At 42.9% G+C, this 24,410-nt stretch carries 25 protein-coding genes; 6 read left to right on the plus strand and 19 right to left on the minus strand.

Annotation, left to right across the window (positions count from 1 at the left end):
* Window position 1: 1 nt before the first annotated feature.
* Genes OCU38_RS13160 through OCU38_RS13175 form a run of 4 tightly spaced genes read right to left on the minus strand, consistent with a single transcriptional unit; the run spans window position 2 to window position 3,161 of the window.
* Window positions 2–406, minus strand: coding sequence for an ExbD/TolR family protein (locus OCU38_RS13160; RefSeq protein WP_023403324.1), 405 nt, complete (start codon window positions 404–406; stop codon window positions 2–4).
* Window positions 407–441: 35 nt separating this feature from the next.
* A complete protein-coding gene (locus tag OCU38_RS13165) occupies window positions 442–999 on the minus strand; it encodes a MotA/TolQ/ExbB proton channel family protein (protein WP_023403323.1) in 558 nt (185 codons plus the stop codon).
* Window positions 999–2,378, minus strand: coding sequence for a MotA/TolQ/ExbB proton channel family protein (locus OCU38_RS13170; RefSeq protein ID WP_261824695.1), 1,380 nt, complete (start codon window positions 2,376–2,378; stop codon window positions 999–1,001). Before OCU38_RS13170 ends, OCU38_RS13165 begins: the two co-directional genes overlap by 1 nt.
* 3 nt (window positions 2,379–2,381) lie before the next feature.
* Window positions 2,382–3,161: a DUF3450 domain-containing protein gene (locus OCU38_RS13175; protein ID WP_261824696.1), complete on the minus strand. Its 780-nt coding sequence runs from the start codon at window positions 3,159–3,161 to the stop codon at window positions 2,382–2,384.
* A gap of 481 nt (window positions 3,162–3,642) precedes the next feature.
* Between OCU38_RS13175 and yegD the strand changes: the two genes are divergently transcribed.
* Together yegD and OCU38_RS13185 are read left to right on the plus strand one after the other, a co-directional pair.
* On the plus strand, window positions 3,643–4,995 hold the full coding sequence (gene yegD, locus OCU38_RS13180) for a molecular chaperone (RefSeq protein ID WP_261824697.1): 1,353 nt from the start codon (window positions 3,643–3,645) through the stop codon (window positions 4,993–4,995).
* Between the two features lie 135 nt (window positions 4,996–5,130).
* Window positions 5,131–5,301, plus strand: a complete 171-nt coding sequence (locus OCU38_RS13185) for a hypothetical protein (RefSeq protein ID WP_261824698.1) — start codon at window positions 5,131–5,133, stop codon at window positions 5,299–5,301.
* 28 nt (window positions 5,302–5,329) lie between these two features.
* On the opposite strand, the gene OCU38_RS13190 is transcribed toward OCU38_RS13185, so the two are convergent.
* The 13 genes from OCU38_RS13190 to OCU38_RS13250 form a co-directional block, all read right to left on the minus strand.
* Window positions 5,330–6,433, minus strand: a complete 1,104-nt coding sequence (locus OCU38_RS13190) for a S1 family peptidase (protein WP_261824699.1) — start codon at window positions 6,431–6,433, stop codon at window positions 5,330–5,332.
* Between the two features lie 297 nt (window positions 6,434–6,730).
* A complete protein-coding gene (gene efpL, locus OCU38_RS13195) occupies window positions 6,731–7,303 on the minus strand; it encodes an elongation factor P-like protein EfpL (RefSeq protein ID WP_023403317.1) in 573 nt (190 codons plus the stop codon).
* Window positions 7,304–7,522: 219 nt separating this feature from the next.
* The gene (locus tag OCU38_RS13200; RefSeq protein WP_023403316.1) at window positions 7,523–8,743 is read right to left on the minus strand and encodes a M20/M25/M40 family metallo-hydrolase; all 1,221 of its coding nucleotides are present in this window, start codon (window positions 8,741–8,743) and stop codon (window positions 7,523–7,525) included.
* Window positions 8,744–9,301: 558 nt separating this feature from the next.
* A complete protein-coding gene (gene cspE / locus OCU38_RS13205; protein ID WP_021714528.1) occupies window positions 9,302–9,514 on the minus strand; it encodes a transcription antiterminator/RNA stability regulator CspE in 213 nt (70 codons plus the stop codon).
* A 674-nt stretch (window positions 9,515–10,188) separates the two neighbouring features.
* Complete coding sequence (locus OCU38_RS13210; RefSeq protein WP_023403315.1) at window positions 10,189–10,632, minus strand: F0F1 ATP synthase subunit epsilon; 444 nt, start codon at window positions 10,630–10,632, stop codon at window positions 10,189–10,191.
* Window positions 10,633–10,647: 15 nt separating this feature from the next.
* On the minus strand, window positions 10,648–12,033 hold the full coding sequence (gene atpD / locus OCU38_RS13215) for a F0F1 ATP synthase subunit beta (RefSeq protein ID WP_023403314.1): 1,386 nt from the start codon (window positions 12,031–12,033) through the stop codon (window positions 10,648–10,650).
* 29 nt (window positions 12,034–12,062) lie between these two features.
* Window positions 12,063–12,932 (minus strand): F0F1 ATP synthase subunit gamma, encoded by an 870-nt coding sequence (gene atpG, locus OCU38_RS13220; protein WP_261824700.1) that lies wholly within the window; start codon window positions 12,930–12,932, stop codon window positions 12,063–12,065.
* Between the two features lie 46 nt (window positions 12,933–12,978).
* On the minus strand, window positions 12,979–14,520 hold the full coding sequence (gene atpA, locus OCU38_RS13225; protein ID WP_023403312.1) for a F0F1 ATP synthase subunit alpha: 1,542 nt from the start codon (window positions 14,518–14,520) through the stop codon (window positions 12,979–12,981).
* A gap of 9 nt (window positions 14,521–14,529) precedes the next feature.
* Window positions 14,530–15,081 carry a F0F1 ATP synthase subunit delta gene (locus OCU38_RS13230; protein ID WP_023403311.1) on the minus strand — a complete coding sequence of 184 codons (552 nt, stop codon included), beginning with the start codon at window positions 15,079–15,081 and terminating at the stop codon, window positions 14,530–14,532.
* A gap of 11 nt (window positions 15,082–15,092) precedes the next feature.
* Entirely contained in the window at window positions 15,093–15,563 is a 471-nt protein-coding gene (locus tag OCU38_RS13235) for a F0F1 ATP synthase subunit B (RefSeq protein ID WP_023403310.1), read from the minus strand.
* 67 nt (window positions 15,564–15,630) lie between these two features.
* Complete coding sequence (gene atpE / locus OCU38_RS13240) at window positions 15,631–15,867, minus strand: F0F1 ATP synthase subunit C (RefSeq protein WP_004730405.1); 237 nt, start codon at window positions 15,865–15,867, stop codon at window positions 15,631–15,633.
* 45 nt (window positions 15,868–15,912) lie between these two features.
* On the minus strand, window positions 15,913–16,680 hold the full coding sequence (gene atpB / locus OCU38_RS13245; protein ID WP_023403309.1) for a F0F1 ATP synthase subunit A: 768 nt from the start codon (window positions 16,678–16,680) through the stop codon (window positions 15,913–15,915).
* A 1-nt stretch (window position 16,681) separates the two neighbouring features.
* Window positions 16,682–17,083, minus strand: a complete 402-nt coding sequence (locus OCU38_RS13250; RefSeq protein WP_023403308.1) for an ATP synthase subunit I — start codon at window positions 17,081–17,083, stop codon at window positions 16,682–16,684.
* 634 nt (window positions 17,084–17,717) lie between these two features.
* On the opposite strand from OCU38_RS13250, the gene OCU38_RS13255 reads away from it, so the two are divergent.
* Window positions 17,718–18,200, plus strand: coding sequence for an arginine repressor (locus OCU38_RS13255; protein WP_261824701.1), 483 nt, complete (start codon window positions 17,718–17,720; stop codon window positions 18,198–18,200).
* Between the two features lie 145 nt (window positions 18,201–18,345).
* Window positions 18,346–19,437 carry a DUF3541 domain-containing protein gene (locus OCU38_RS13260; RefSeq protein WP_261824702.1) on the plus strand — a complete coding sequence of 364 codons (1,092 nt, stop codon included), beginning with the start codon at window positions 18,346–18,348 and terminating at the stop codon, window positions 19,435–19,437.
* Between the two features lie 146 nt (window positions 19,438–19,583).
* Here the strand turns inward: OCU38_RS13260 and OCU38_RS13265 are convergent, their stop codons facing one another.
* Both OCU38_RS13265 and hpf read right to left on the minus strand, forming a co-directional pair.
* Entirely contained in the window at window positions 19,584–19,742 is a 159-nt protein-coding gene (locus tag OCU38_RS13265) for a hypothetical protein (RefSeq protein ID WP_023403305.1), read from the minus strand.
* A 238-nt stretch (window positions 19,743–19,980) separates the two neighbouring features.
* Window positions 19,981–20,337, minus strand: a complete 357-nt coding sequence (hpf, locus tag OCU38_RS13270; protein ID WP_023403304.1) for a ribosome hibernation-promoting factor, HPF/YfiA family — start codon at window positions 20,335–20,337, stop codon at window positions 19,981–19,983.
* Between the two features lie 673 nt (window positions 20,338–21,010).
* On the opposite strand from hpf, the gene OCU38_RS13275 reads away from it, so the two are divergent.
* Both OCU38_RS13275 and OCU38_RS13280 read left to right on the plus strand, forming a co-directional pair.
* On the plus strand, window positions 21,011–23,089 hold the full coding sequence (locus tag OCU38_RS13275) for a DUF4962 domain-containing protein (protein WP_261824703.1): 2,079 nt from the start codon (window positions 21,011–21,013) through the stop codon (window positions 23,087–23,089).
* 290 nt (window positions 23,090–23,379) lie between these two features.
* On the plus strand, window positions 23,380–24,282 hold the full coding sequence (locus OCU38_RS13280) for a LysR family transcriptional regulator (protein ID WP_261824704.1): 903 nt from the start codon (window positions 23,380–23,382) through the stop codon (window positions 24,280–24,282).
* Window positions 24,283–24,410: the final 128 nt, after the last annotated feature.

The raw sequence follows: 24,410 nt of genomic DNA on the forward strand, positions 1-24,410 counted from the left end.
TCTATTTCGCCACAGTGGCAAGGGCAATTTTCTCGATACCTGCACCTTTTACGCCGTCCATCACTTCCACCACAGTGCCATTAAAGGCAAATTTATCGGCCTGAATCACCACGGATGCATCGGGTTTATCGATAAGTAAGTTCTCTAGCGTTGCTTGCACGCGCTCTATATCGATTAAACGTTTGTCGATATAAACCAAGTTATTGTCGGTAATTGCGATAAAAATGCCGGCATCTTGCTGACTAGTGGCATTGGCCGCTTGCGGGCGGTTCACTTCCACCCCTGACTCACGCACAAAAGAACTAGTCACAATAAAGAAGATCAACATGATAAATACGATGTCTAGCATCGAAGTCATATCCACTTGCGCTTCATCATTGCGCTGGCGACGTCGTCCTAATCTCATTTTAATAAACCTTTAAAAACTGGGTTAGCATTTGGCTAACCGGTGTGGGTGCGCAACAAGCGTTCTAAATGCAATTGCTTACGCTCTGCAAGCCCACACAATCTGGAATAAATAAACATGCTCACTAGCGCGGCCACCATGCCCGCCATAGTAGGGATGGTCGCCATTGAGATGCCAGCGGCCATTAAGCGTGGCTCACTATTGCCTTGCGCGGCCATCACATCAAAGACGGAAATCATGCCGGTCACTGTCCCTAATAATCCAAGCATAGGGAATAAAGAGATCAACACTTTCATCAGCGACAATGACTTATTTAAATTAAGTTCTGATTCCGATAGCCAAGCTTCTCGTTGCGACAGAGCAAACCATGAATGGCGGTCACTGCGCTGTTGCCACTTTGAGACCCACTGCTGTTGATACTTGGGAAACACCCACACAAAGTACATCACCCTATCGAGCACCAACACCCAAAAAAACAGCATCACAAAGGCAAGCCACCATAAAACGGGCCCACCTCGAAACATCAACTGCTCAATAGAGCCGTAAATGGGGAGATCCGTTAAGGTAGTCCAAAATGCCAATACGTCGCTCATTACGCACGAACCTCTTGACTAGCATCTTGCGCGTCAGATTTAGTAAGTTTTCTTAGCTGGGCATGCTCTGCTCTTTGGGCAACTAAGCCCACACCTTGCTTCTCAATGATATTGCGAATACCTTCTGACAAGCTAGACAGCATGTTGTGCACCAATAGTAATGGCATAGCCGCAATAAGGCCAAGTACCGTCGTGATCAATGCCATAGAAATACCGCCTGCCATAATACGAGGATCGGCGTTGCCAAATTGAGTGATGGTTTGGAAGGTATCAATCATGCCCGTTACCGTACCCAATAGCCCTAGCATTGGCGCAATGGCGGCCAATAACTTAACTGTGGAAATGCCTTTTTCTAAGTTTTCTTGCTCATCCATAACCGCTTCCAGCAGACGCAGTTCAAGAGCTTCAATAGTGGGGCTTTTATCCTCTTGATGGACCAAGATAACGCGACCTAGAGGGTTATTTGAGGTTGGATTATCTGTATGTTTTAGCTGTTTTGAAATCTTCGATTTAATAGAAATCAAAACAAGTGCGCGGTACAAACCAATAAGCAAACCAATCAATAGCAAACCGATAATGATTTTACCGACAATGCCGCCCTGCTCAATGCGCTGTAATAAAGTGGGATTGTTGGCAAGTTGCTCGAGTAACGCCCCGCGAGTAGCATCAACGGCAATCATTGGCGTGCCACTGCTAATGTCCATGCTCGACAGGAGCGGATGCTCAGGCTGAACGCTGTAACTGGTCGCCATCTGCTTAGCGGCATCCCAAGCCAAATAGCCATTTTCATCCGCCAACGCAAATGCGCCCATGCGCAGCACTTGTTTTTGGGTAATTTCACCCGCTTGGTTCACATAAGAGATCGTCACCCGTGTTGCCTGCGAGCTAACTTGTATTTGGCGAGCATAAGCGCGCCACAAACCATACAGCTCATCTTTTGCCGGAATGGATTTCGCATCGATAATGCCAGACACCAAAGCAAGATCGCTCTCTAAGCCAATCGAGGCCACTGAGCGCTGCTGTTCCATTTGTACATCTTTGGCCGCTTGACGTACCACGCCAAAGATCTCACCTAAACTGCCGGTGGCTAAGGTCAGTTGCTTCTCTTTATCGGCCAGTGTTTGCTCATTACTTTGGAAAGTATCGCTGAGCGTTTCAATCTCTTTATTAAGTTGAGTGCGCTTGGCTTGCAAGGCTTTTAACTCACGTTTCAGCTTGGCTTCTGTGGCTGCAAACTCACCTTCTCGCTGCTTATTGGCTTTTTGCTCAGCCGCTTTAGCTTGCGTGGTTTGATTAAGCAGGTTTTGGTTGGCATAACTTGGCGCCGCGCCCAATAGCATCGCCACGCTCAGTGTCATTATGGCTAGGTAGTGTTTCATTGATTACTTCTCCTGGCCTTGGGTTAACGATACAGGTAATTCAAGCAGCGACGGCGAGGCCTGCTTGGCGGCAATATCAAAGGCTTTATCAATGTCATGTCCGACACTGCTATTTTGCTCAAGCCACACTTTTTGATTGGCGTCCCATGCCCAATATCTTTGACGATCGTTAGAACGTGCCACCAAAGAGATGCGCCCTAGGTATAACTGCTCAACAATCATGGATTTACCTGCAAATTGAATCGCGCCTGTATAGGCCCCCATCTTAGTGCCGTAATCCATTTCAATTTGGTAGGCTTCCAAAATACGGCGATATTTTTCTGCGTCACTGATGTCTGCTTGCGTCATCATATGTTGCAGGCTAGTTAGTCGCTTCGCGCGCGCTTCTGTTCGGATAGGACGATCATTGGCACTGATGCCTTCAAGGCCCGCCAACATTTCATACATCAAAGGCACAATGCTCTGGCGCGTATCGTCAATTTTTGAGATTTGAGAATCGTAACTGGCTAACTCTTCGGTTTGGCTAGCAATCAAACCATTAAGATGCTGATGGTAGACCTCTAGGTTATGCACTTCACGTTTAAGAGCGGCAATGTCAGCTTCTAACTGAATGGCTTGTTGGCTGCTTTTAAGCACCTTTTTTTGACTGTTTGCCGCACTATTAGTGATTTGAGTCTCAATTTTTTGCGACTTTTGTAATGTGGCCTGCGAAGAGGCGAAAACGAGCGAGCTGAGCATAGATAAGCCCGCGACGACCAGAATTCGCACTGTATTGTGGTTCATAAGGTTCTCATTAAATCTTTGATTTAGCTTGCATTGAATACGGAAATACACTTTGAGACAAACGCTCAGTACTATTATTTAGTGGAGTTATATAATAATACCTGTCGTACAAACACTTTGATCTCACCCCATTGTTTACGAAAATATGTCTTCAACTCAGTCTAAAAAGTCAAAATTGTGACACAAACGCAAATGAGAAGCGGTATTGTTTACGATAAGTGGCCGCTATCTTAGAGATTGCCATCATTTGATGCAATAGAGATTTCACCTATCTGCTTATTTACACTACAAAATTTTCATATAAAGCCAACAAAACTATTTCTCTAGACCCAAAGTTGTCATCTTTAAGATTGTAGATAAATATCATTTTTTCTGTACGAACAAATTACGCTTTTATTAATTCAGTGATTTTCTTGACCCAATCCGTCGAAACAGTGTTTAATTGCGCCCCTTTCTAAAAAATAGACCTTTGGAGAACATTATGGCAATCGGCTTTGACTACGGCACAGCAAACTGCTCCGTCGCACACATTATCGATAACCAAGCCGTTCATATTCCATTGGACAACAATCAGAAATACATTTCATCAACTCTATGTGCACCCACCTCAGAATCCATATCTGAGTACCTGTTTCGTCGCAAAAATATCCGTCCAATCACCGAGCATGGTGAAGCTATCTTAAAGCGTGCTATCCGTAGCAACCAAGAAGAAGGGATAGACGTGATGGAAGAAGATATCTTGTTTGGTCAGGCTGCGCTCGACCTCTATTTGCAAGAGCCAAAAGATGTTTACTACATCAAATCACCAAAATCCTTTCTTGGCGCTCGTGGTTTAAAAGAGGTGCAACTCGCGTTCTTTGAAGATTTGGTGTGCGCCATGATGGAAAACATCAAATCTCAAGCAGAAACTTCACTTGAGCGCTCCATCACCGATACGGTTATCGGGCGTCCGGTTAACTTTTTGGGGCGAGGCGGAGAAAAATCCAACCAACAGGCTCAAGATATCTTACTGCGCGCCGCAACCCGAGCGGGCTTTAAAAACATTGAGTTTCAATTTGAACCTGTTGCGGCGGGGCTCGATTACGAAAGCACCTTAACCGAGAACAAAAACGTGTTGGTGGTGGATATCGGCGGCGGTACCACCGACTGTTCAATGATTCAAATGGGGCCAGATTGGCTCGGCAAAAGCGATCGCACACAAACCCTGCTTGGGCATACGGGTCAACTTGTGGGTGGCAATGATTTGGATATCCATATTGCCTATAAACAGTTTATGACTGAGCTAGGTAAAGGTGGACGTAAACTTTCTGGACTTGAACTACCTATCAGTCAGTTTTGGCATTCTATCTTGATTAACAACGTGCAAGCTCAGCGAGAATTTTACGCCAAAGAGAATCTACCCGTGCTTAAACAATTACAACGTGAAGCGGTTGATCCTGCCAAACTGGCGCGCATGATTGAAGTCCATCAAGGCGCGCTTGGCTACAGCATTGTCTCTGAGGCAGAAAAAACCAAAATTGCGCTTTCTGAAACCGATAATTATTCAGCGCAAATCAAACTATTATCCGAAATTATTGAAGTGCCGGTGCTACAGCGCGAAATGGAAGAAGCCATCAAGGTGCCACAAGAGAAAATCACTAAACTGGTGCTCGAAGCGGTGAATCAATCTCAAATTACCCCTGATGTGGTATTTATGACGGGCGGCTCTGCGCGCTCTACAACTCTGCAAAACGCCGTGAAATCAGTACTACCGAATATCCCGATTGTCAGTGGGAACTATTTTGGTTCAGTCACCGCAGGCCTCGCTCGTTGGGCAGATGTTTGCTTTAAATAAAAATAATGTTGTGATTTTTGCGTGCTTGCTCATTTGAGTCTACGATTATAGCAATTGTGTTCTGCCAGTTCGTATCAGAATAGGATTAGTAGTAACTGATTAGTAGTAACTGGACGGTTGATATTTGAGGGACGTATGAATATAAAGCCAATACAATTTGTTATCTTAGGTGTAATTGTCGGCTTCTCAATGAATGGTTTGTACGATATGGCGCAAGAAGCACGCTCTACCAGCATGGTACAGCAAAGCGCACAGCAGAAACCAAGTACATTTTCTAACTGTACGGTCGACGCTAAAAATTCATAAGCACGCTGACCTAGCGTGCTTTATCACATTAACCGCGTTGCTTATTTTGTAGCAGTCGTCGGCCAACTATCAGGGTCAGTAACCAAGCCCAAGATAGCGTCCCACCTGACTCTTCTAACAAACTAGAGGTTGAGTCGTCTTCTGGGGTGTAGTTTTCTCGATCAAATTCGGTGACCACGGTTTGCGGCGTTTCTCGCCCAGCTAATACGCTATCAATCCAATCTCGATACTCTGCAACTTCGGTGTACGCTGATGAATAATCCGCGCTTGGATCGCCGCATTGCGAAGGACCAAAACTGGTAATTCCGACTTGAATATACTCACTGCCGTTGTACCAAAACAACGGGCCGCCAGAATCTCCGCCACAGGTGGAATTGCGCAGTTGAGAATCTAGGTCAATATCACCTTGCAAACACAGCTGTTTATCACTGATATTGGCCGAATCACAAGCTGAGCTAGACAGTATCCTTTGCGTCACCCCTTGCAGGATATTATCGTTATCACTATTTGAGCGAGTATAACCGTGCCCAATGGAGAGCATTTCGGTGCCCACTACATTATAAGAACTGGCATCGGCTAGTGAAGCTAACTTTGTGTAGTCGGAAGACGATACCGGCATCGGCTGTTCCAGCTTGATAATAGCGATGTCATCCGGCCAACTTAAAGTCGCACTATCAATGAAAGTGCTAGGGTAATAAAACTCACTGGCTCGAATTAAATCCACCTTGGGCAGTAGACCAACCGCGCTTTTGACTTGCTGCTCATTTTGCAGTTGCGGCGCGACCGAGGTATAGGTGTAGTAATAAGAATCCCCTTCCACACAGTGCGCGGCTGTTAAAATATGATATTGGTCAAGGATAGTGCCGCCACAGTAGTTTTGATACAGACCTGACGTATCGAGCTGATCAAAGTACACACTGGTAAACGATGGGTACATTTGTACGGAAATGGGAGTGCCATTCACAATGTAAGTGCTTGCTTCGCCTTCAGTTGAATGCGCGGCAATAGGGCTCACAGCAAGTGCAGTAGCTATGGATAGTTGAGATAGGGATAATTGAAATAGGGATATTTGAGATATAGATAGGTTCGTTCTAGAGATCCTAGATATAGCAATTTGCAGTGATTTATACATATACGACTCCGTAAAATAGTGCCCCTACCTAATAGCAATCGCAGTAAATATGGTTCATCCGAGCTGATTAAAATGTAGGTCTTGCAAATCAGTCTCACACCAAATAAACATCATCGCAACAAATTTAACAGTTATTCATAAATATAGCGTTGCTCTTGCAGATTTGCACTACAGCTCCTAAGTTGTTTTACCCCTTTCCTCTTTTTTAAGATCAAAAAAACGCAGCGCCTTACAGCCACTGCGTTTTCGGATTATTAAAGCGAATTCTGCTAAACAGAAAGTACCTTTAATAGAGATTTATTTGTCAGCACGACCCATAAATGCTTTATCAGAAGTGTTCACGCGAACCTTCTCACCGCCAGCAATGTACTCAGGAACCTGAATAATAAGGCCTGTAGTCAATGTTGCAGGCTTAGTACGCGCTGCTGCTGATGCACCTTTGATTGAAGGGTCAGTTTCTACAATTTCCAATTCCACTACTGAAGGAAGCTCAAGTGCCACTGGGCTACCGTCAACAAGCAGTACGAACAGACCTTGTGTCTCTTCGTTAACAAATTGCAGTTCTTCTTCAATGCTTTCTTTATTGAAGCTGTATGGGGTGTAATCTTCGCTGTCCATGAACACATATTCATCGCCATCAACGTATGAGAAAGTCGATGGGTGACGGCTGAAATCAGCAAGGTTAATGATTTCATCGGCTTTAAAGCTTTCATCGGCTTTAGCACCTGTCGCTACGTCATACATACGCATGCGGTATAGGCTTGCTCCAGCACGACCACTTGGCGTTAGTTTGTTAATTTCTTTAACGAAGTACACTTTACCGTTGTGCTCAATCGCAGCACTTTTTTTGATTTCACTTGCCTTAGGCATTGTTATTCCCTTGTCTCATTTAAGATCTTTCAAGCCAGAGTATACAAGGTCAAAAAGGGTTGATCATCCTCTACGATCAAATTGTCAGAAATAGCGACAAAACCTGAACCTTGACGGGTATTGACTGGCTTATAGAACGAAAAAACGCTCGAATATCATTCGAGCGTTGATCTATTTATTATCGATGATGAAGCATCACTGATGAAGCAGCGCTCTCGATTAAAGAGTATCTAATCGGATATGGCTGTTTTTCAGATCATCTTGGCGAATGCCTTTGCCTTCATTCATGCTATTGAAGTGACGAAGTAGCTCAGTGATCGCTTCGATAGAGGCTAGCAAATCGCCTGTATGCGCAGATTCTGATGAAGTGTGCATATTACGGATAGGATAACCAATAGTGATTGCCGCGCTGTCTACGCCTGCAAGCGCTGCCGCCATGCCGTCTGTACCCATATCACGGCCAGAGAAGTCTAGTTGGCACGGAATGCCTTTTTCACGACATAGAGCATCCATAGTTTGCACTAAGTATTCAGATGATACTGAGCCGCGTCCAATGGTAAAGCCTGCGCCCATTTTCAATGGGTTCATGTTACGACTGCCAATGCCAGGCGCCGCTTCGTAATCGTGATTAACGTCAGTTGCAATCAGGATGTCAGGTTTTAGCTCGCCCACCACTTGTGTTGAACCAAAGCGACCAATCTCTTCGTGAGTGGCGATAGTGTAAAGAACGCGAACGTTATCTAGACCTTCTGCCGCTAGAGTGCGCGCAATCTCAGTCACAGAGAAACAGCCTAGACCGTTATCAAGGTAAGCGCCGTAAAAAGTGTCTGCCGCTACGCCACGTTTGATAGGACGGTCTAGCAAGATTGGGTCACCCACACGCAGACCTAACGCTTCAACTTGCGCTTTACGTTCTTCACCGTGCATTTGTAGCTCTAGGTAGATAGATTCAGGTTTAATGCCCTGAGTACCGCTACGTTGAGCAGGAGTAGAGAAGTGAATAGCGCCAAGTGCTTCAACGGTTGCGCCTTTGATCGTTTTGTAAGATCCAACATTTTCAGGATCTTGACAGAACACTTGTACTTCATGACCAATCAGTGTGGTTGGCAAGAAAGAATCGGTGTTGATCCACACTTTACCATCCGCATCAATTTTACGAACTTGCATGCGGATTTTATCAGCGTGACCCACGATCATAACGCTAGTTAGATCATCACGACCTGGATGAGAATCGAAAACAATGCTCGCGCTGCCTTTAAATTGATGAACGCCCCAGCCTTGTGGCATGAAAGATTCAAATTCTGGTTTGATCACGCCGTAGCTCATTGCCGCTTCAAAACCGATTGGTGAAGGAGCAGAAAGCACTTTAGACATGAACTCAAATTGTTGTTGTGGCATAGGCTGTGCCCATGGCTGACTTTGATTGTTTTCTGTAGTCATTGGTCATTCTTCTTTGGATTTACTGATGGCAGCTAAATTAATACCTGACGCCAATGAATTCAAGGGATTTACGCATAACTCACGATTTGATAAGCACTGTTATGCTTATAAATGACAATAGGGAATTGTTTGAAATTGGAAATAAACGAGGAGTAGAGCTGAAATATTAACTCAAAGCGTTCTGGATCACGAAAACGGCTTGAGTCCACATTTTTTACTATCAACTAATAACGATTAATTAGCTGACTTTTTTAAATTTTGAGCTAGTTTGAATACGCAGTTTTTGAAACCAAAAACGTTTGCGTCCAATAGAACGAGACATAAAATTTCCTTAAATATTGATTATCCTCTCTTTGCAGACGCAATAATGCCGACTGAAATTGATAGGTTGGGTTTTATTTATATTGATGTAGCGAAGAAAATAACTAACTAGACGAACATTTACAGCTTGCAGATGTGTGACAGGTTTTTACTTGCGGTGTTACGATATAAATGATTAATAGGTGTACAACGAAAAGTTAGCGTAGATGATCACAGACCATCTACGCCGACTAAAACCTAGATAGCTACAACGTCAGCAGCTTGAAGGCCTTTTTGACCTTGCTCAACTGTGAAAGACACTTTTTGGCCTTCAGCTAGAGTTTTGAAACCTTCAGAAGCGATAGCACGGAAGTGAACGAATACGTCCTGGCCGCCATTGTCTTGAGTTAGGAAACCAAAACCTTTCTCTTCGTTAAACCATTTTACGATACCAGTAGTTTTGTTAGACATAATGTGTCCCTTATTTTTAAAATCATATTTATTCGCGAAATTGCGAGACGCTGAAATTTTGAATTATTTAATGCTACGATGAAGCTAAGGAAACACTGAGGATGACTACACAAACGAAGGAATTCTGAGGGTTTTGCTTTTACTTTATATTTCATTAATAACTCTGAATCACAGAGTGAAATTGGATACTACACTAATTTATCAGGCTGTAAAGCCTTTAATTTCATCGTTATCGATGTTTTTTTAACTCATTCACATAAACACTCATTAACGAAGTCGCATTTTAGAATGCGCTATATTTTGCCATTCAAACTAAAAACCGTTCTATAAACAAGTTGTTAGTCGTTGCCCCATAGCATATGCAACTTACCGCTCATCACTAACCAAAATAAACCGATAGTGAATACGAGAAAGGTGTAAATATTTGTGTTTTGTATATCGCAGAAAGGAAAGAGCCTCAGAGAGAGGGTGAGTCACCTGAGGCCTTAGGGGATCAGAACTACTACTGCTCTGAAGTTTCTCTGCTAAAAGAACCGGTATTCCCTTGGTAAGTCTTACGTTCGACTGCTTACATAGGGAGGCCAACCTGTCGGTAAGAGACAACAAGCCAGCCTATTAACTGATACCAACTCAAGAGCGGACTCTCAAGTTGGTATAAATGAGTCCTAGGACTCTTAGTGGCGAGAGTGTGGGCCGGTAAGCTCCACAGCTCGCAACTGGGCAATGGCTTTCGCTAGTTCAAGCTGAGCTTGAGCAAAGTTAGCGTCCATATCGCCTTTATTGATGTTTTCTAATGCAGCTCGTTTTGCTTCTTCTGCGCGAGCACGGTCAATGTCTTTACCATGCAAAGCAGTATCTGCTAGAACTGTGACTACATTTGGTTGCACTTCCACTAAGCCGCCAGAAACATAAAGCACTTGCTCTTCTTGTTTCTCGCCAGTAACAAATACTGTTACCCCTGGCTTAATTTTGCTAAGAAGTGGCGAGTGACCTGGGCGAATACCCAGCTCACCATCAGCGCCTGAAACCGCAAGGGCATGTGCAGGCCCTGAAAACAGCGTACCTTCCGCACTTACGATGTTAAGTTGAAATGTATTCTCTGTAACTCCGATAGCCATAATGCACTCTGCCTCTTAGATAGTTTTCGCTTTTTCAAGCACTTCATCGATAGAACCACAGTACAAGAATGCTTGTTCTGGGATATCGTCGTATTGACCGTCTAGCAAGCCTTTAAAGCCTGACAGTGTTTCGCTTAGAGGTACGAACACACCTTTTTGACCAGTAAATACTTCTGCTACGTGGTAAGGCTGAGTTAGGAAACGTTCAATCTTACGAGCACGAGATACAGTTTGCTTATCTTCTTGAGATAGCTCATCCATACCTAGGATAGCGATGATATCTTTAAGTTCTTTATAACGTTGTAGCGTTGTTTGAACTTTTTGTGCCACGTTGTAGTGCTCTTCACCAACAACTAGAGGATCTAGCTGACGTGAAGTTGAGTCTAGTGGATCGATTGCTGGGTAAAGACCTAGCGCTGCGATGTTACGAGACAATACAACGGTTGCATCCAAGTGAGCAAACGTGGTTGCTGGCGATGGGTCAGTCAAGTCATCCGCAGGTACGTATACCGCTTGGATTGAAGTGATAGAACCTTGGCGAGTTGAAGTGATACGCTCTTGCAGAACACCCATCTCTTCAGCCAGTGTTGGCTGGTAACCTACCGCTGAAGGCATACGGCCTAGCAGTGCTGATACTTCTGTACCCGCAAGTGTGTAACGGTAGATGTTATCGATGAATAGTAGTACGTCACGACCTTCATCACGGAAACGCTCAGCCATTGTAAGACCTGTAAGCGCAACACGTAGACGGTTTCCTGGTGGCTCGTTCATTTGGCCGTAAACCATGGCAACTTTGTCTAGAACGCCTGCTTCTTTCATTTCGTAGTAGAAGTCGTTACCCTCACGAGTACGTTCACCTACACCAGTAAATACTGATAAACCTGAGTGAGCTTTCGCGATGTTGTTGATAAGCTCCATCATGTTTACGGTTTTACCTACACCAGCACCACCGAACAGACCGATTTTACCACCTTTAGCGAATGGACAGATAAGGTCGATAACCTTAACACCAGTCTCTAGTAGCTCAGTGCTGTTTGCTTGATCTTCATAAGAAGGCGCAGCACGGTGAATTTCGTAGTTTTCTTTCTGACCAATCTCACCACATTCATCGATAGGTTCACCTAGTACGTTCATAATACGACCAAGTGTTTCTTCACCTACTGGAACTGTGATTGGAGAGCCAGTGTTCTCAACTTCAAGACCACGACGTAGACCATCAGAGGTACCCATCGCGATACAGCGAACGATACCGCCGCCCATTTGTTGTTGAACTTCTAGTACTAGCGAACCAAGTGCATCGCCTCGTACTGTTAATGCGTCATAAACGCGTGGACCGTTGTTGTGGCTGAATTCGACATCCACCACCGCACCGATCACTTTTACTATTTTACCAACACTCATGTCTAAATCCTCAAATTCTTTTCCGAACCCTATACCGCTTGGGCGCCTGAGACGATTTCACTCAGTTCTTGGGTTATGGCAGCCTGACGCGCTTTGTTGTAAATCAACTGTAGGTTGTCAATCAGTTGACCAGCGTTGTCGGTGGCCGCTTTCATGGCTACCATTCGGGCTGCTTGCTCACACGCGATGCTCTCTACGATGCCTTGGTACACTTGCGACTCTACGTAGCGGTGTAGCAATTCAGAGAGAATGTCTTTTGGTGCTTGCTCGTAGATGTAGTCCCAGCGACGTGCTTGTTTAGCCGTTGCATCTGCTTCTACATCTGACGGGTGTGGCAGCAATTGTACTGTCGTTGGGTCTTGCACCATGGTGTTGACGAACTTGTTGTAAACCAAATACAAACTGTCGATCTTACCTTCATCATAGTGTCCCAACATCGCGTTAACAGTACCTAGGATATCTTCCAATTTTGGAGTATCACCTAGGCCAGCCGTTTGCGCTACGACGTTGCCAGCACGTTGGAAGAAGTTGATAGCTTTCGAACCAATCAAAGTGGTATCGACTTCTACGCCCTTCTCACGCCATTGCTGCATGTCATCCAATACTTTCTTGAACAAGTTGTTGTTCAAGCCGCCACATAAGCCGCGGTCAGATGAAATGATGATGTATGCAACACGTTTTGGTTCACGCTGTTGAAGGTACGGGTGTTGGTATTCCAACGAACCCGACGCGACATGAGAGATAACCTGACGCATGTTCTCAGCATATGGGCGAGTTTGCTCCATATGGTCTTGAACTTTACGCATCTTACTTGCCGCAACCATCTCCATTGCACTGGTGATTTTCTGAGTGTTACTAACACTGCCTATCTTGGTGCGAATCTCTTTAGTATTTGCCATTATCTGCTCCTAATTTGTTTCGATTTCTAGTCAACAAACCAGAGCTTTATAATGACTGAACTGAGATAAAGCCTTTCAGTATTTCGTGTAAACCCGCTTCAGTTTCGTCGTTGTAGTCGCCTGTAGCATTGATAGTAGCCATCAATTCTGGGTTTTGGCTGTTCGCGTATGCCAACAACTCTGTCTCGAAATAACCGATTTTAGAAAGCTCTACATCTGCCAAGTAACCTTTCTCTGCTGAGAAGATAACAACAGCTTGATCAGCCACTGACATTGGCGCGTATTGCTTCTGTTTCATTAGTTCAGTTACACGTTCACCATGGTCAAGCTGTTTACGAGTAGTCTCATCTAGGTCAGAAGAGAACTGTGCAAACGCCGCCAATTCACGGTATTGAGCCAATGCAGTACGGATACCACCAGACAGTTTTTTGATGATCTTACACTGAGCAGCACCACCAACACGTGATACAGAGATACCTGGATCAACCGCTGGACGTAAACCTGAGTTAAACAGTTGAGTCTGAAGGAAAATCTGACCATCTGTGATTGAGATTACGTTAGTTGGTACGAACGCTGATACGTCACCCGCTTGGGTTTCGATGATTGGTAGAGCAGTTAAAGAACCTGTTTTACCTTTCACTTCACCGTTAGTGAATTTCTCAACGTAAGCTTCGTTTACACGAGCCGCACGTTCTAGAAGACGGGAGTGGAGGTAGAATACGTCACCAGGGAATGCTTCACGGCCCGGTGGACGTTTAAGTAGTAGCGAAATTTGACGATAAGCTACTGCTTGTTTTGATAGATCATCATAAATGATAAGTGCATCTTCACCACGGTCGCGGAAGTATTCGCCCATAGTACAACCAGCATAAGGTGCTAGGTATTGAAGTGCAGCTGATTCAGAAGCTGATGCTACTACTACGATAGTGTTTGCAAGAGCGCCGTGCTCTTCAAGCTTACGTACTACGTTAGCAATAGTTGATGCTTTCTGACCAATCGCTACATACACACATTTGATGCCAGAATCTTTCTGGTTAATGATTGCATCGATCGCCATTGCTGTTTTACCAGTTTGACGGTCACCGATGATTAGCTCACGCTGACCACGGCCGATTGGAACCATTGTATCAACGGCTTTATAGCCAGTTTGAATTGGTTGGTCTACAGATTTACGTTCGATTACACCCGGTGCAATAACTTCTACTGGGTTTAGTTGGTCAAAGCTGATTGCGCCTTTACCATCGATTGGCTCACCAAGGGTGTTTACCACACGACCAAGTAGACCGTTACCTACAGGCACTTCCAAGATACGACCAGTACCTTTTACTTTCATGCCTTCAGAAAGGTCTGTGTAAGGGCCCATTACAACGGCACCTACAGAGTATTGCTCAAGGTTAAGTGCAAGTGCGAACTTACCACCTGGCAATTCAATCATCTCGCCTTGCATTACGTCTGCAAGACCGTTGATTGTGATGATGCCATCACGAACAGAGACGATAGTACCTTCATTGCGAGCTTCAGTGCTCACACTAAATTTTGCGATACGCTCTCTGATCAGATCGCTAATTTCGTTTGAATTTAATTGCATATCTGTTACCTATCTCGCGTGAAGTTGACTAGCTAGTCGGCTGATTGATGTGTTCACTGAACCATCGATGATTGTTTCGCCAGCTTGGACGACAATCCCGCCTACCATCGTGTTATCTAGCACTTGCTCTAGTTCAACTCGACGCTCTAATTTTTTCTCAAGCGCGGCAGTTAATGCCGTAACTTGCTCTTGTGTAAGTGATTCTGAGCTTGTGACAGTCACAGGAATAACACGTTCATGTTCATCCTTTAGCTCGGTAAACAGGTCATACAACTCTCTTACAACCGAAAGGCGGCCATTTTCTGCCAGGACTTTAATTAGGTTTACGACATGTTCGTCAACTAGTCCTTGGCAAACCTCAATCATGATATCGGCCAGTGTTTCGGCTTGCTGTGCGCCTGCACCTTGTGCTGAAGAAATTTCACTTGCGATGGTTTCTTCTTCTGCCACAGCTACAAGAATTGACAGCATTTGTTGCCATTCTTGTAACTTGTTTTCGCTCAAAGCAAAGTCAAACGATGCTTTGGCGTAGGGATGAGCAATACTTGTGTACTCTGACATATTGCCTCCGCTTAGATTTCACTTATCAATTGATCAACTAGAGCTCGGTTCGCTTCAGAATCCAGGTTCTTACTAATCAACTTCTGTGCACTTTCAATTACAGCGTCTGCCATTTTCGCCTGAAGTTCTTGACGTAATTTTTGACGCTCGCCTTCTAATTCGGCTCTACCTTGTTCTAAGATGCGTGCTTTTTCTTGTTCAGCTTCTTGCTGAGCTAAGCTAATGATTTCACTACGGCGTTTGTTGCCTTGTTCAACCATTTCAGTCACATTGCGTTTTGCATCTTCGATGAGTTGAGCGCCATTTGCTTTAGCTATTTCTAGCTCTTTAGCTGCATTTTCTGAATGGCGTAGGCCTTCAGCAATTTCTTTTTGGCGCTCGTCTAACATCGCTGTGAGAGGTGGCCATACATATTTCATACATAGCCAAACAAAGATCACGAATGAAATTGCTTGTCCGAGCATGCTTGCATTTAAGTTCATACCTTCACCACTAAACTAAATTTTGAATACTTATAAATCGTTCTTTTTTAAGCTTGTAAAATTTGAGTTAAGCTACTGCGAAGATGATGTATAGACCGATACCAACACCGATCATAGGTACCGCATCCACAAGACCCATCATGATGAAGAATTGAGTACGAAGCATTGGTGTTAGGTCAGGTTGACGTGCTACACCTTCAAGGTATTTACCTGCTAGGTTACCGATACCAGATGCTGCACCTGCCGCACCAAGACCGATCAGTAATGCACCTGCTACATATAAAACTGCGCTTACGATATCCATTTGTATCTCCGATATATAAATTTGTTAATTAAATCTGGTTAATAATTAGTGTTCTTCAGTTGCCATGCCTAAGTAGACGATGGTTAGAACCATAAAAATAAATGCTTGTAAGAAAACGATTAAGATGTGGAATAGAGCCCATGGAACACTTAGTGCCCATTGCATCCACCATGGCATTAATGCAATCAGGATGAAGATCATTTCACCTGCGTACATGTTTCCGAATAATCGTAAACCTAGTGATATTGGTTTTGAGATTAACGTTACTAATTCAAGAACAAGGTTTACTGGGTATAAAAGCGGATTATCAAATGGCTGAGTTGTTAACTCTTTAATAAACCCTTTCAGTCCCTTGTGTTTAAATGTGTAAGTTAAAAGCAGAATAAATACACCTAGTGCCATCGACATTGGGATATTTACATCCGCTGTCGGTAAGTCTCTAAAGTGTGTAAAGCCCATGGCTTGAGTAAGCTGTGAAATTAAATCGATAGGTAGTAAGTCGATTGCATTCATTAACAACACCCATACAAAGGTGGTTAATGCCAAAGGACCAATCAATTTATCTTCTGCCTGGAAAATCTCTTTTACTAGATTATTTACAAATTCAAACGTAACTTCGATTAAACATTGAAAACGTCCAGGAACGCCGCTGGTTCCTTTTGTTACAACATATCGAAAAGCGCCAATGAAAAGTAAACCTGTGATCCAAGACACCAACATAGAATCTATGTTCAATGCCCAGAAACCATCACCTGCAGTAAAGAAAGTTAAGTGGTGCTCTATATAGTCATGAGCAGTAGTAATATGTTCCATACTACGCGTACTCCGATGTATGTGAGCCGATAATAAACGGCGCAAAGAAATATCCAATCATAGTCACTACATACGCTTCTAAAATAACTGGGTTATCTAGTCCGAAGAATCGGAATGCAACGATAAACATTACAAAGGTATATATAAGTTTTACTACACGACTCATTTGCATAAGATCGCGCAAACTATAATTAGGATTTTTTTGAACCTTAAGGCTTGCATATATAAAACCGATTAGCGGTGGGATCATCGCAATAACGACACCCAATGCTGCAGATTCCATATCTACTTTATTACCGAAAATAACTTCAAATAAAACTACACCGACGGCTAATACTACTTGGCAAAGAACAACTCTTTTTGCAGCAACAAGAATGTCACCACTGATTCCATCCAGCCTCATAATAAACCTCGTATTTGGCAGTTAAACTTAATATAAAGAACAGTCGAAAATGACTCGTTATTAATAACTTGATTCTTGGCTGCTCTCTATACATCCCCACGAAATCTCGCCATATAAAACTCATTGGCTATAACTTCGATACCGTTAAGTTACGCCTAAAATTCCGTGATCAAAATACCAAATATCGACATCAATCATTCCATTTATGATAATCGTGTCACTTTATTATGAAACAAAGCATCTGACACTAGATGCGGTTATAAATAAACCAAAGTTATTCAAGCAGTTGCACAATAAGATAAGTTCAGGCTAATTAAGATAAGGATGCTTGCATTATTGAAAGGTAATAATTCATATATGAAAAATAGTAATTGGCGCAATTTAGTAGATATGGTCATCATCTTTGATCAACAAATTAACGTAAATTCAGTGGCTTAATAAGCAATAATAATCCAACAAAACCCACTATTTATCCAACCAGTTAAGGGGGGATAAATATATGCAACACATTGATTACAAATGAAAAATATTTTCTGATTCAGTGATCTTGTTCAAATACCATTTTTCGTTTCAATGTTAGTATCCGCCACAAAATAATTCACTTAATTTAACGCCCTATAAAGGTAGAAGCTCTATGGACACCCTCACATTAAATCGCATTCAAAATAAAGACCGCACTCTCGAAAGCGTATGTAAACAAGTCCTACAAAATAATAGCTTTTATAATCAAAGTGAATTGAGAAAAAGCTTAATTGAACATGGCTTTGAAGGGATCAGTCAGTCTACGGTATCTCGTTTACTGTGCCAGCTTGGTGTTATTAAAGTGGCTAATTCTGTTGGTAAAAAAGTTTACTATTTAGCCCCAGAAAGCAGCCCTATCCGTTTTAACTCCTCGATTGCCTCTCAAATAGAATCCATTGAGCACAACAAAGCGATGGTTGTAGTCAAAACTAAACCAGGTAGTGCACAGCTTATAGCGCGACTGATCGATTTTGACACCGACTCCTCTATCTTAGGCTCAATTGCGGGTGATGATACTGTTGTGGTTATTCCACAAGATGTCGACAATATCGAGATGTGTAAAACGGCGGTATTAAATATATTGGATTTTAACTAATCGTTTCGTTGTTCTTTATATAGTGCCGATTACGCTAGAGCCTGTTTTGTAAGTGCTAATACGATTAAAGTTAGGATAGCGCTTTAAATAGCAACTAAAATAAAGCTAAGTATTGCAGCAGCTTTTAGCAAAAAGGTTCATATACATGCTAAAAAACCGACGGCATTTCATCGGCACACTTATCGTGCTCATTATTGGGGTTGGTTTTTATTGGCAATCCCAGTCTCACGCGCCAGCAAGCTACCGTTCATCCGCCGATATTATTAAGCATACTTACGAGCGAGATCTGTTCACCTTATCGGCGTATAAAAAAGAGCACTATGGATTGCGTATGTTTAGGCAAACGCAAGACCCTAAATACCTGCCACTGGTTCGACAAAACATCGCCGATATTTCGATTAAGCTTAATCAATTGGCAAGCGATCTCACCACTAACCAATCATTAGATAGATACGCAGAGCAAAGATTGAGTGAGTACCGCCAAAGTAACGGCGAGCGCAGTCAAAGACGATTACAAGTCACCCAACACAAACCTGAGTATTTTTACCTAGGGTTAGATCTGCTGCATTACATGGCGCGAATTGACGGTTATGGATTACAGCACAAAGATGATGCGCTGTTTCGTCAGCAGTTAAAGGCCTATCCTTTTCAAGCGCTATTTACCGACCAAGATATGACCAAAGCATGGGCGGCGCAACTCGCCAACCAAGCGTATTGGTTAAAACAGTTACAGCTCGGTGATTATGTAGAGCTATTTACCCAAACTCTGCAGCGTACCTATCCCGATAAAGATGATAGCCAACTCACCACTCAGCAATATGAAAACAAAATCTATGGAATGACACATCTAATAATCGCCGACTCAGGCTACTATCAGCATCAGGTCAATGAGCAAGATCATCCTTGGATTTTTGCCTATTTCAAACAAAACATTGACGATATTATCGCTAACACCAAACAAGACGTGATTTCAGAAGTGGGTATCAGCCTTCTTTTAGCCGGATTAGACAATGATCCGGCAGTAGAAAAGGCGCGTCAGGCTATCCAACACTCTATCGATAAACAAGCAGGCTTAGTCCCTTCCGCCAAAGGCAGCACCGACTACAGCCACGGCGAACACCGCAACCTCCTTGCCATCCTACTCCTCGATTGGCACACCCCAACCCCCGGCCCAAACACCACCACAACCCCAGATCTATTCACCCCCCTCCCCTACGGTTTACAAAAGAAACCATAAAAGCGGGGTCAGGTCTTGAAATTTGCATAACATAAAGCGGGGTCAGGTCTTGAATTTTGCAGTGGCAAGCTTGCCACTGCAAAATTCAAGACCTGACCCCGCAATACCGACCCCGCAATACCGACCCCGCAACAACCCCACACACATTAGAAATCTTCGAATACATCATCAACGTAGCCAAATGCCACTATTGACTGGTTTAAACCGTAGAAAAAGTACTCGGCGATCATCAATACCATTAAAATGATGACCAGTAGCGTTGCACCTTGCTTAAATCCATTTATAAAACCCATTTCATAACGCATAAGCAGTTCAATCCTTTGAATTTGCTAATAATTTTTATGGATACTAATAGTTAATGATTGGTTAAAAAAGAGTTATAAATGAAATGTGTGATATGACCAGTTTGACCTTTATAAAGTCAAATCTGCATCACTTTTTAATGTAATAGATGCAATGAGGGGGTCAGGTCTTGAAATTTGCACGAGGCGCTAAAAGCGCCCCGTGCAAATTTCAAGACCTGACCCCCTTTAGAGGAAAAAATTAAACCAGCTTCATTTCTTGGATGATGTCAGAAGCGATTTCTGGTTTAGTGCTGGTTGGTTTTTCGTGTAGGTCTGATTTTAGTTGGCCTTTACGGTTTCTTAGGCCTACATCGAGTTTTTTAATTGCTGCTGTGATGGCTGGATACATCACATCGTTGGTGGACTTAGCGGAAACTCGGACACCTTCATAATTAGTGAATACTTCAACTTCGTGATGGCCGTGCTCTTTAGTAATAATGATGTCGCAGCTAATCAGTTGAGGAAAGTGGCTTTCTATCTTATCGAATTTGCTTTCTATTTCGACGCGTGAATCTTCGGTAATTGATACATGATGTGTTTGGATATTTACTTTCATTGTCGCTACCTTTGTTATCACTCTATGGTTTAAACTTAGCAAACAACAATGGCTTTCACCAAGAATCCTCGCAGACATCTGTGATTCACTTCTTTGTAATAAAAAATTCTTCTCTTCTACCCTTGAATATCCATTGTCATGACAGCATATTTTGGTCGCGAACAATTTATCTTGTTGCAATAAAGGGGTCAGGTCTTGAAATTTGCATATGCAAATTTCAAGACCTGACCCCTTTGCTAATAAGTGTAACAAAAAATATTCCTCCCTCCGCGTTCTGTGTTTACTATCATATGAAAAGTATTACTTATACTCACTGAATTTACTGATATACGAACGGCATTGCATTATGACTTGTAAGCAATACAAAACTAAGTGCGTATAGAAAATCAATAACATATCGCAGCAAAAACAGAGTTTTTTCAGTATATAGTAGGCAACATATAGACCACACATACTAGGCGCTATCTATTTGAAATAACCAATAGAAGTAGCAGAATAAACGCAATATTCTTTTTATCTTGAGTGGTAAAGAATATTCAGACCTGCGGTAGAGGTCACAAATTTGATCATTTCTTGAAATGGTAATCGAGATCATAACTTAATTGTATTACAATAAGGTTTATCAGATTTTTATTTGTTCCCCCAACACTACGATTTATTCACGGGAGTTCGTATGAGCAACGACAAAGCACTTGATGCTATCAGAAAGATGAAGCTAGAGAATGATACGTCAGCAGGTAACTTAGTAGACCTACTGCCTATCGAAGTACAGAAAAGAGACTTTGATCTATCATTCTTGGATACTCTTTCAGAAGCACGTCCACGTCTTCTAGTTCAAGGTGCTGACCTTGCAGAGTTTAAAGCTAAAGTAAAAGCCGATCCTTCTTTCTGTATGTATGATGATTTCATCAAGAACTCTACTGAAAAGTTCTATGACACTGAACCATACGACGAGCCTCAAGCATACCCACCAGAAACAGTAGGTAAAGCTTCTCTTTGGCGTCCTTACTGGCGTCAAATGTACGTAGATTGCCAAATGGCAATGAACGCGACTCGTAACCTATCTATTGCTGGTATCGTTAACGATGACGACGCTCTAATTGCAAAAGCAAAAGCTTGGACTCTAAAACTTGCTACATACGATCCAGATGGCGTGACATCTCGTGGTTACAATGACGAAGCGGCTTTCCGTGTTATTGCAGCTATGGCTTGGGGTTACGACTGGCTAAACGCACACTTCACTGATGAAGAGCGTGAAATCGTTAAGAACGCACTGATCACTCGTCTAGACGAAATCATGCACCACCTTAAAGTGACAGTTGATCTACTGAACAACCCACTTAACAGCCACGGTGTTCGTTCTATTTCTTCTGCTATTATCCCAACGTGTATCGCGCTTTACCACGATCACCCTAAAGCAGGCGAATACATTGCTTACGCACTAGAATACTACGCAGTACACTACCCACCATGGGGCGGTGAAGACGGCGGTTGGGCTGAAGGTCCTGACTACTGGAACACACAAACTGCATTCCTAGGCGAAGCATTCGACCTATTAAAAGCATACTGTGGCGTAGACATGTTCAACAAAACATTCTACGAAAACACTGGTGACTTCCCACTATACTGCATGCCTGTTCACTCTAAGCGCGCTAGCTTCTGTGACCAGTCTTCAATTGGTGACTTCCCTGGTCTAAAACTGGCTTACAACATCAAGCACTACGCGGGTGTTAACCAAAAACCAGAATACGTTTGGTACTACAACCAACTTAAAGCTCGTGATACTGAAGCGCACACTAAATTCTACAACTTCGGTTGGTGGGACTTTGGCTACGACGATCTTCGTTTCAACATCCTTTGGGATGCACCAGAAGAGAAAGCGCCTTCAAACGATCCATTGTTGAAAGTATTCCCAATCACTGGTTGGGCTGCATTCCACAACAAGATGACTGAGCGCGAAGAACACATCCACATGGTATTCAAGTGTTCTCCATTTGGTTCAATCAGCCACTCTCACGCTGATCAAAACGCATTCACTCTACATGCATTTGGTGAAACTCTTGCTTCTATCACTGGTTACTACGGTGGTTTCGGTGTAGACATGCACACTAAATGGCGTCGTCACACGTTCTCTAAAAACCTTCCACTATTTGGCGGTAAAGGTCAGTACGGCGAGAACAAGAATACTAAGTTTGAAGGTCACCAAGATCGCTACTGTATTGAAGCCGGTGGTAACATCACTGATTACGATACAGAATCTGATATTAAGATGATCGAAGGTGATGCAACTGCATCATACAAATTCTTCGTACCTGAAATCGAATCTTACAAACGTAAAATTTGGTTTGTACAAGGTAAAGTATTCGTAGTTCAAGACAAAGCGACTCTTTCTGAAGAGAAAGATATGACTTGGCTAATGCACACTACTTTCACTAACGAAGTGGCTGATAAATCATTCACTATCCGTGGTGAGAAAGCGCATCTAGACGTGAACTTCATCAACGAATCTGCTGACAACATCACTTCTGTGAAAAATGTTGAAGGCTTCGGTGAAGTTGACCCATACGAATTCAAAGATCTTGAAATCCACCGTCACGTTGAAGTGGAATTCAAACCATCTAAAGAGCACAACATTCTGACTCTTCTTGTTCCTAATAAGAACAACGGTGAGCAAATTGAAGTGTCTCACAAACTCGTTGGCAACACTCTTGAGCTAACAGTTGATGGCGAAACAGCAACTATCGAACTGTAATTATTTCGATAAGCTAAAGTAAATGTGAAAGGCTCTAGATATTGCATCTAGAGCCTTTTTTATTGCATAAGATTTACTAACTGAGTTAACCATCCGTTATGTTTCTATAACAGCCACTTTAAGAGCCCTCAACGAAACCCTTCAATATACATGTATACCTAAACAGGAATTGTATTAAAATTAACCAAAAGCACACATGCTTGCTCTAATACATCAATTTTCATTCGAAACTTGTGTATCTGTGATGTATGTTTAAAAACAGTCTGTTAGAAGAGGATGCAAGGAATCAAATGGCTAAGCACTTCGATAATTTTTATATCTTTTGCCAAGTAGTTAAATTAGGCAGTATGAAAGCCGCAAGTGAGGAGCTAGAAATCCCGCTATCAACTGTAAGTAGACGCATTTCGACCTTAGAAGAAGATGTGAATACGCGCCTTTTCATTCGCTCGAAGACAACGCTTTCGCCAACTAGCACTGGCACTCAATATTATCAACGACTCGCGCCTCACTTTCTTAATCTGGCAGAAGAAATTGATAATATCAATAACGATAAAAATGATATTTCAGGGCGTGTATCTATCGACTGTACTGACTTTGTTTATCAATACTTTATTAAAGACAAAGTGGAAGAACTGCTTCGAAAGTACCCAAAACTGAAACTCAAGTTTATCCCTGCTTCCGACACATCCACGTTAGATTCCGATGCCGATATTGGGGTACTGGTTGGCGATCTTCCAGACAGCAACCTTATTGCTAAAAAGCTAATGTCGATTAATGTCAAAGTGGTCGCATCCCCTGACTTTATTCAAACGCCGCCGACCAAATTAGCACAGTTAAAAGACATAGATTACATTGGGCATCTACAACATCAACTCATCACAGGTTACAACACCAAGACCCACAATCTGGAAACGGTAAAGCTGTACCCTAAAATCTCACTCACCGGCGCCGAATCGGTAGTGCAAATGGCAAAGAACAATTTTGGCTTTGCCTTTATTTCGGAATACATTGCCGAAAACGCCATCAAACGTGGCGAACTCGTAGAGTGGATGACAGACTATGAGTTCCCAAGCCGTGACATCTCTTTGGTGTACCGCTACAGGGCGCGTAAGACCAATGCCCAGCAGGTAGTCATCGACGCCATCGTTGCCGGTTTCAATGAATATAAAGAAACCCTAGCCAATCAAGACTAAGAGTTAGCATAAAATGACGCAGCAATAATTGTTTCATTTTATGCTAACTGTCTGATTTGCGAGCTAAGCTGCACACTTTCTCTTCAAATATAACTATGATTAAAGGGTTATTAATCGAAGGGGGTGAC

The sequence above is a fragment of the Vibrio neonatus genome (assembly GCF_024346975.1).
Lineage (GTDB): Bacteria > Pseudomonadota > Gammaproteobacteria > Enterobacterales > Vibrionaceae > Vibrio > Vibrio neonatus.

Excerpts from the sequence above, each read along its gene's own strand:
- OCU38_RS13160 (WP_023403324.1), bottom strand. The coding sequence starts at position 406 with ATGAGATTAGGACGACGTCGCCAGCGCAATGATGAAGCGCAAGTGGAT.
- OCU38_RS13165 (WP_023403323.1), bottom strand. The coding sequence starts at position 999 with ATGAGCGACGTATTGGCATTTTGGACTACCTTAACGGATCTCCCCATT.
- OCU38_RS13170 (WP_261824695.1), bottom strand. The coding sequence starts at position 2,378 with ATGAAACACTACCTAGCCATAATGACACTGAGCGTGGCGATGCTATTG.
- OCU38_RS13175 (WP_261824696.1), bottom strand. The coding sequence starts at position 3,161 with ATGAACCACAATACAGTGCGAATTCTGGTCGTCGCGGGCTTATCTATG.
- yegD (WP_261824697.1), top strand. The coding sequence starts at position 3,643 with ATGGCAATCGGCTTTGACTACGGCACAGCAAACTGCTCCGTCGCACAC.
- OCU38_RS13185 (WP_261824698.1), top strand. The coding sequence starts at position 5,131 with ATGAATATAAAGCCAATACAATTTGTTATCTTAGGTGTAATTGTCGGC.
- OCU38_RS13190 (WP_261824699.1), bottom strand. The coding sequence starts at position 6,433 with ATGTATAAATCACTGCAAATTGCTATATCTAGGATCTCTAGAACGAAC.
- efpL (WP_023403317.1), bottom strand. The coding sequence starts at position 7,303 with ATGCCTAAGGCAAGTGAAATCAAAAAAAGTGCTGCGATTGAGCACAAC.
- OCU38_RS13200 (WP_023403316.1), bottom strand. The coding sequence starts at position 8,743 with ATGACTACAGAAAACAATCAAAGTCAGCCATGGGCACAGCCTATGCCA.
- cspE (WP_021714528.1), bottom strand. The coding sequence starts at position 9,514 with ATGTCTAACAAAACTACTGGTATCGTAAAATGGTTTAACGAAGAGAAA.
- OCU38_RS13210 (WP_023403315.1), bottom strand. The coding sequence starts at position 10,632 with ATGGCTATCGGAGTTACAGAGAATACATTTCAACTTAACATCGTAAGT.
- atpD (WP_023403314.1), bottom strand. The coding sequence starts at position 12,033 with ATGAGTGTTGGTAAAATAGTAAAAGTGATCGGTGCGGTGGTGGATGTC.
- atpG (WP_261824700.1), bottom strand. The coding sequence starts at position 12,932 with ATGGCAAATACTAAAGAGATTCGCACCAAGATAGGCAGTGTTAGTAAC.
- atpA (WP_023403312.1), bottom strand. The coding sequence starts at position 14,520 with ATGCAATTAAATTCAAACGAAATTAGCGATCTGATCAGAGAGCGTATC.
- OCU38_RS13230 (WP_023403311.1), bottom strand. The coding sequence starts at position 15,081 with ATGTCAGAGTACACAAGTATTGCTCATCCCTACGCCAAAGCATCGTTT.
- OCU38_RS13235 (WP_023403310.1), bottom strand. The coding sequence starts at position 15,563 with ATGAACTTAAATGCAAGCATGCTCGGACAAGCAATTTCATTCGTGATC.
- atpE (WP_004730405.1), bottom strand. The coding sequence starts at position 15,867 with ATGGATATCGTAAGCGCAGTTTTATATGTAGCAGGTGCATTACTGATC.
- atpB (WP_023403309.1), bottom strand. The coding sequence starts at position 16,680 with ATGGAACATATTACTACTGCTCATGACTATATAGAGCACCACTTAACT.
- OCU38_RS13250 (WP_023403308.1), bottom strand. The coding sequence starts at position 17,083 with ATGAGGCTGGATGGAATCAGTGGTGACATTCTTGTTGCTGCAAAAAGA.
- OCU38_RS13255 (WP_261824701.1), top strand. The coding sequence starts at position 17,718 with ATGGACACCCTCACATTAAATCGCATTCAAAATAAAGACCGCACTCTC.
- OCU38_RS13260 (WP_261824702.1), top strand. The coding sequence starts at position 18,346 with ATGCTAAAAAACCGACGGCATTTCATCGGCACACTTATCGTGCTCATT.
- OCU38_RS13265 (WP_023403305.1), bottom strand. The coding sequence starts at position 19,742 with ATGCGTTATGAAATGGGTTTTATAAATGGATTTAAGCAAGGTGCAACG.
- hpf (WP_023403304.1), bottom strand. The coding sequence starts at position 20,337 with ATGAAAGTAAATATCCAAACACATCATGTATCAATTACCGAAGATTCA.
- OCU38_RS13275 (WP_261824703.1), top strand. The coding sequence starts at position 21,011 with ATGAGCAACGACAAAGCACTTGATGCTATCAGAAAGATGAAGCTAGAG.
- OCU38_RS13280 (WP_261824704.1), top strand. The coding sequence starts at position 23,380 with ATGGCTAAGCACTTCGATAATTTTTATATCTTTTGCCAAGTAGTTAAA.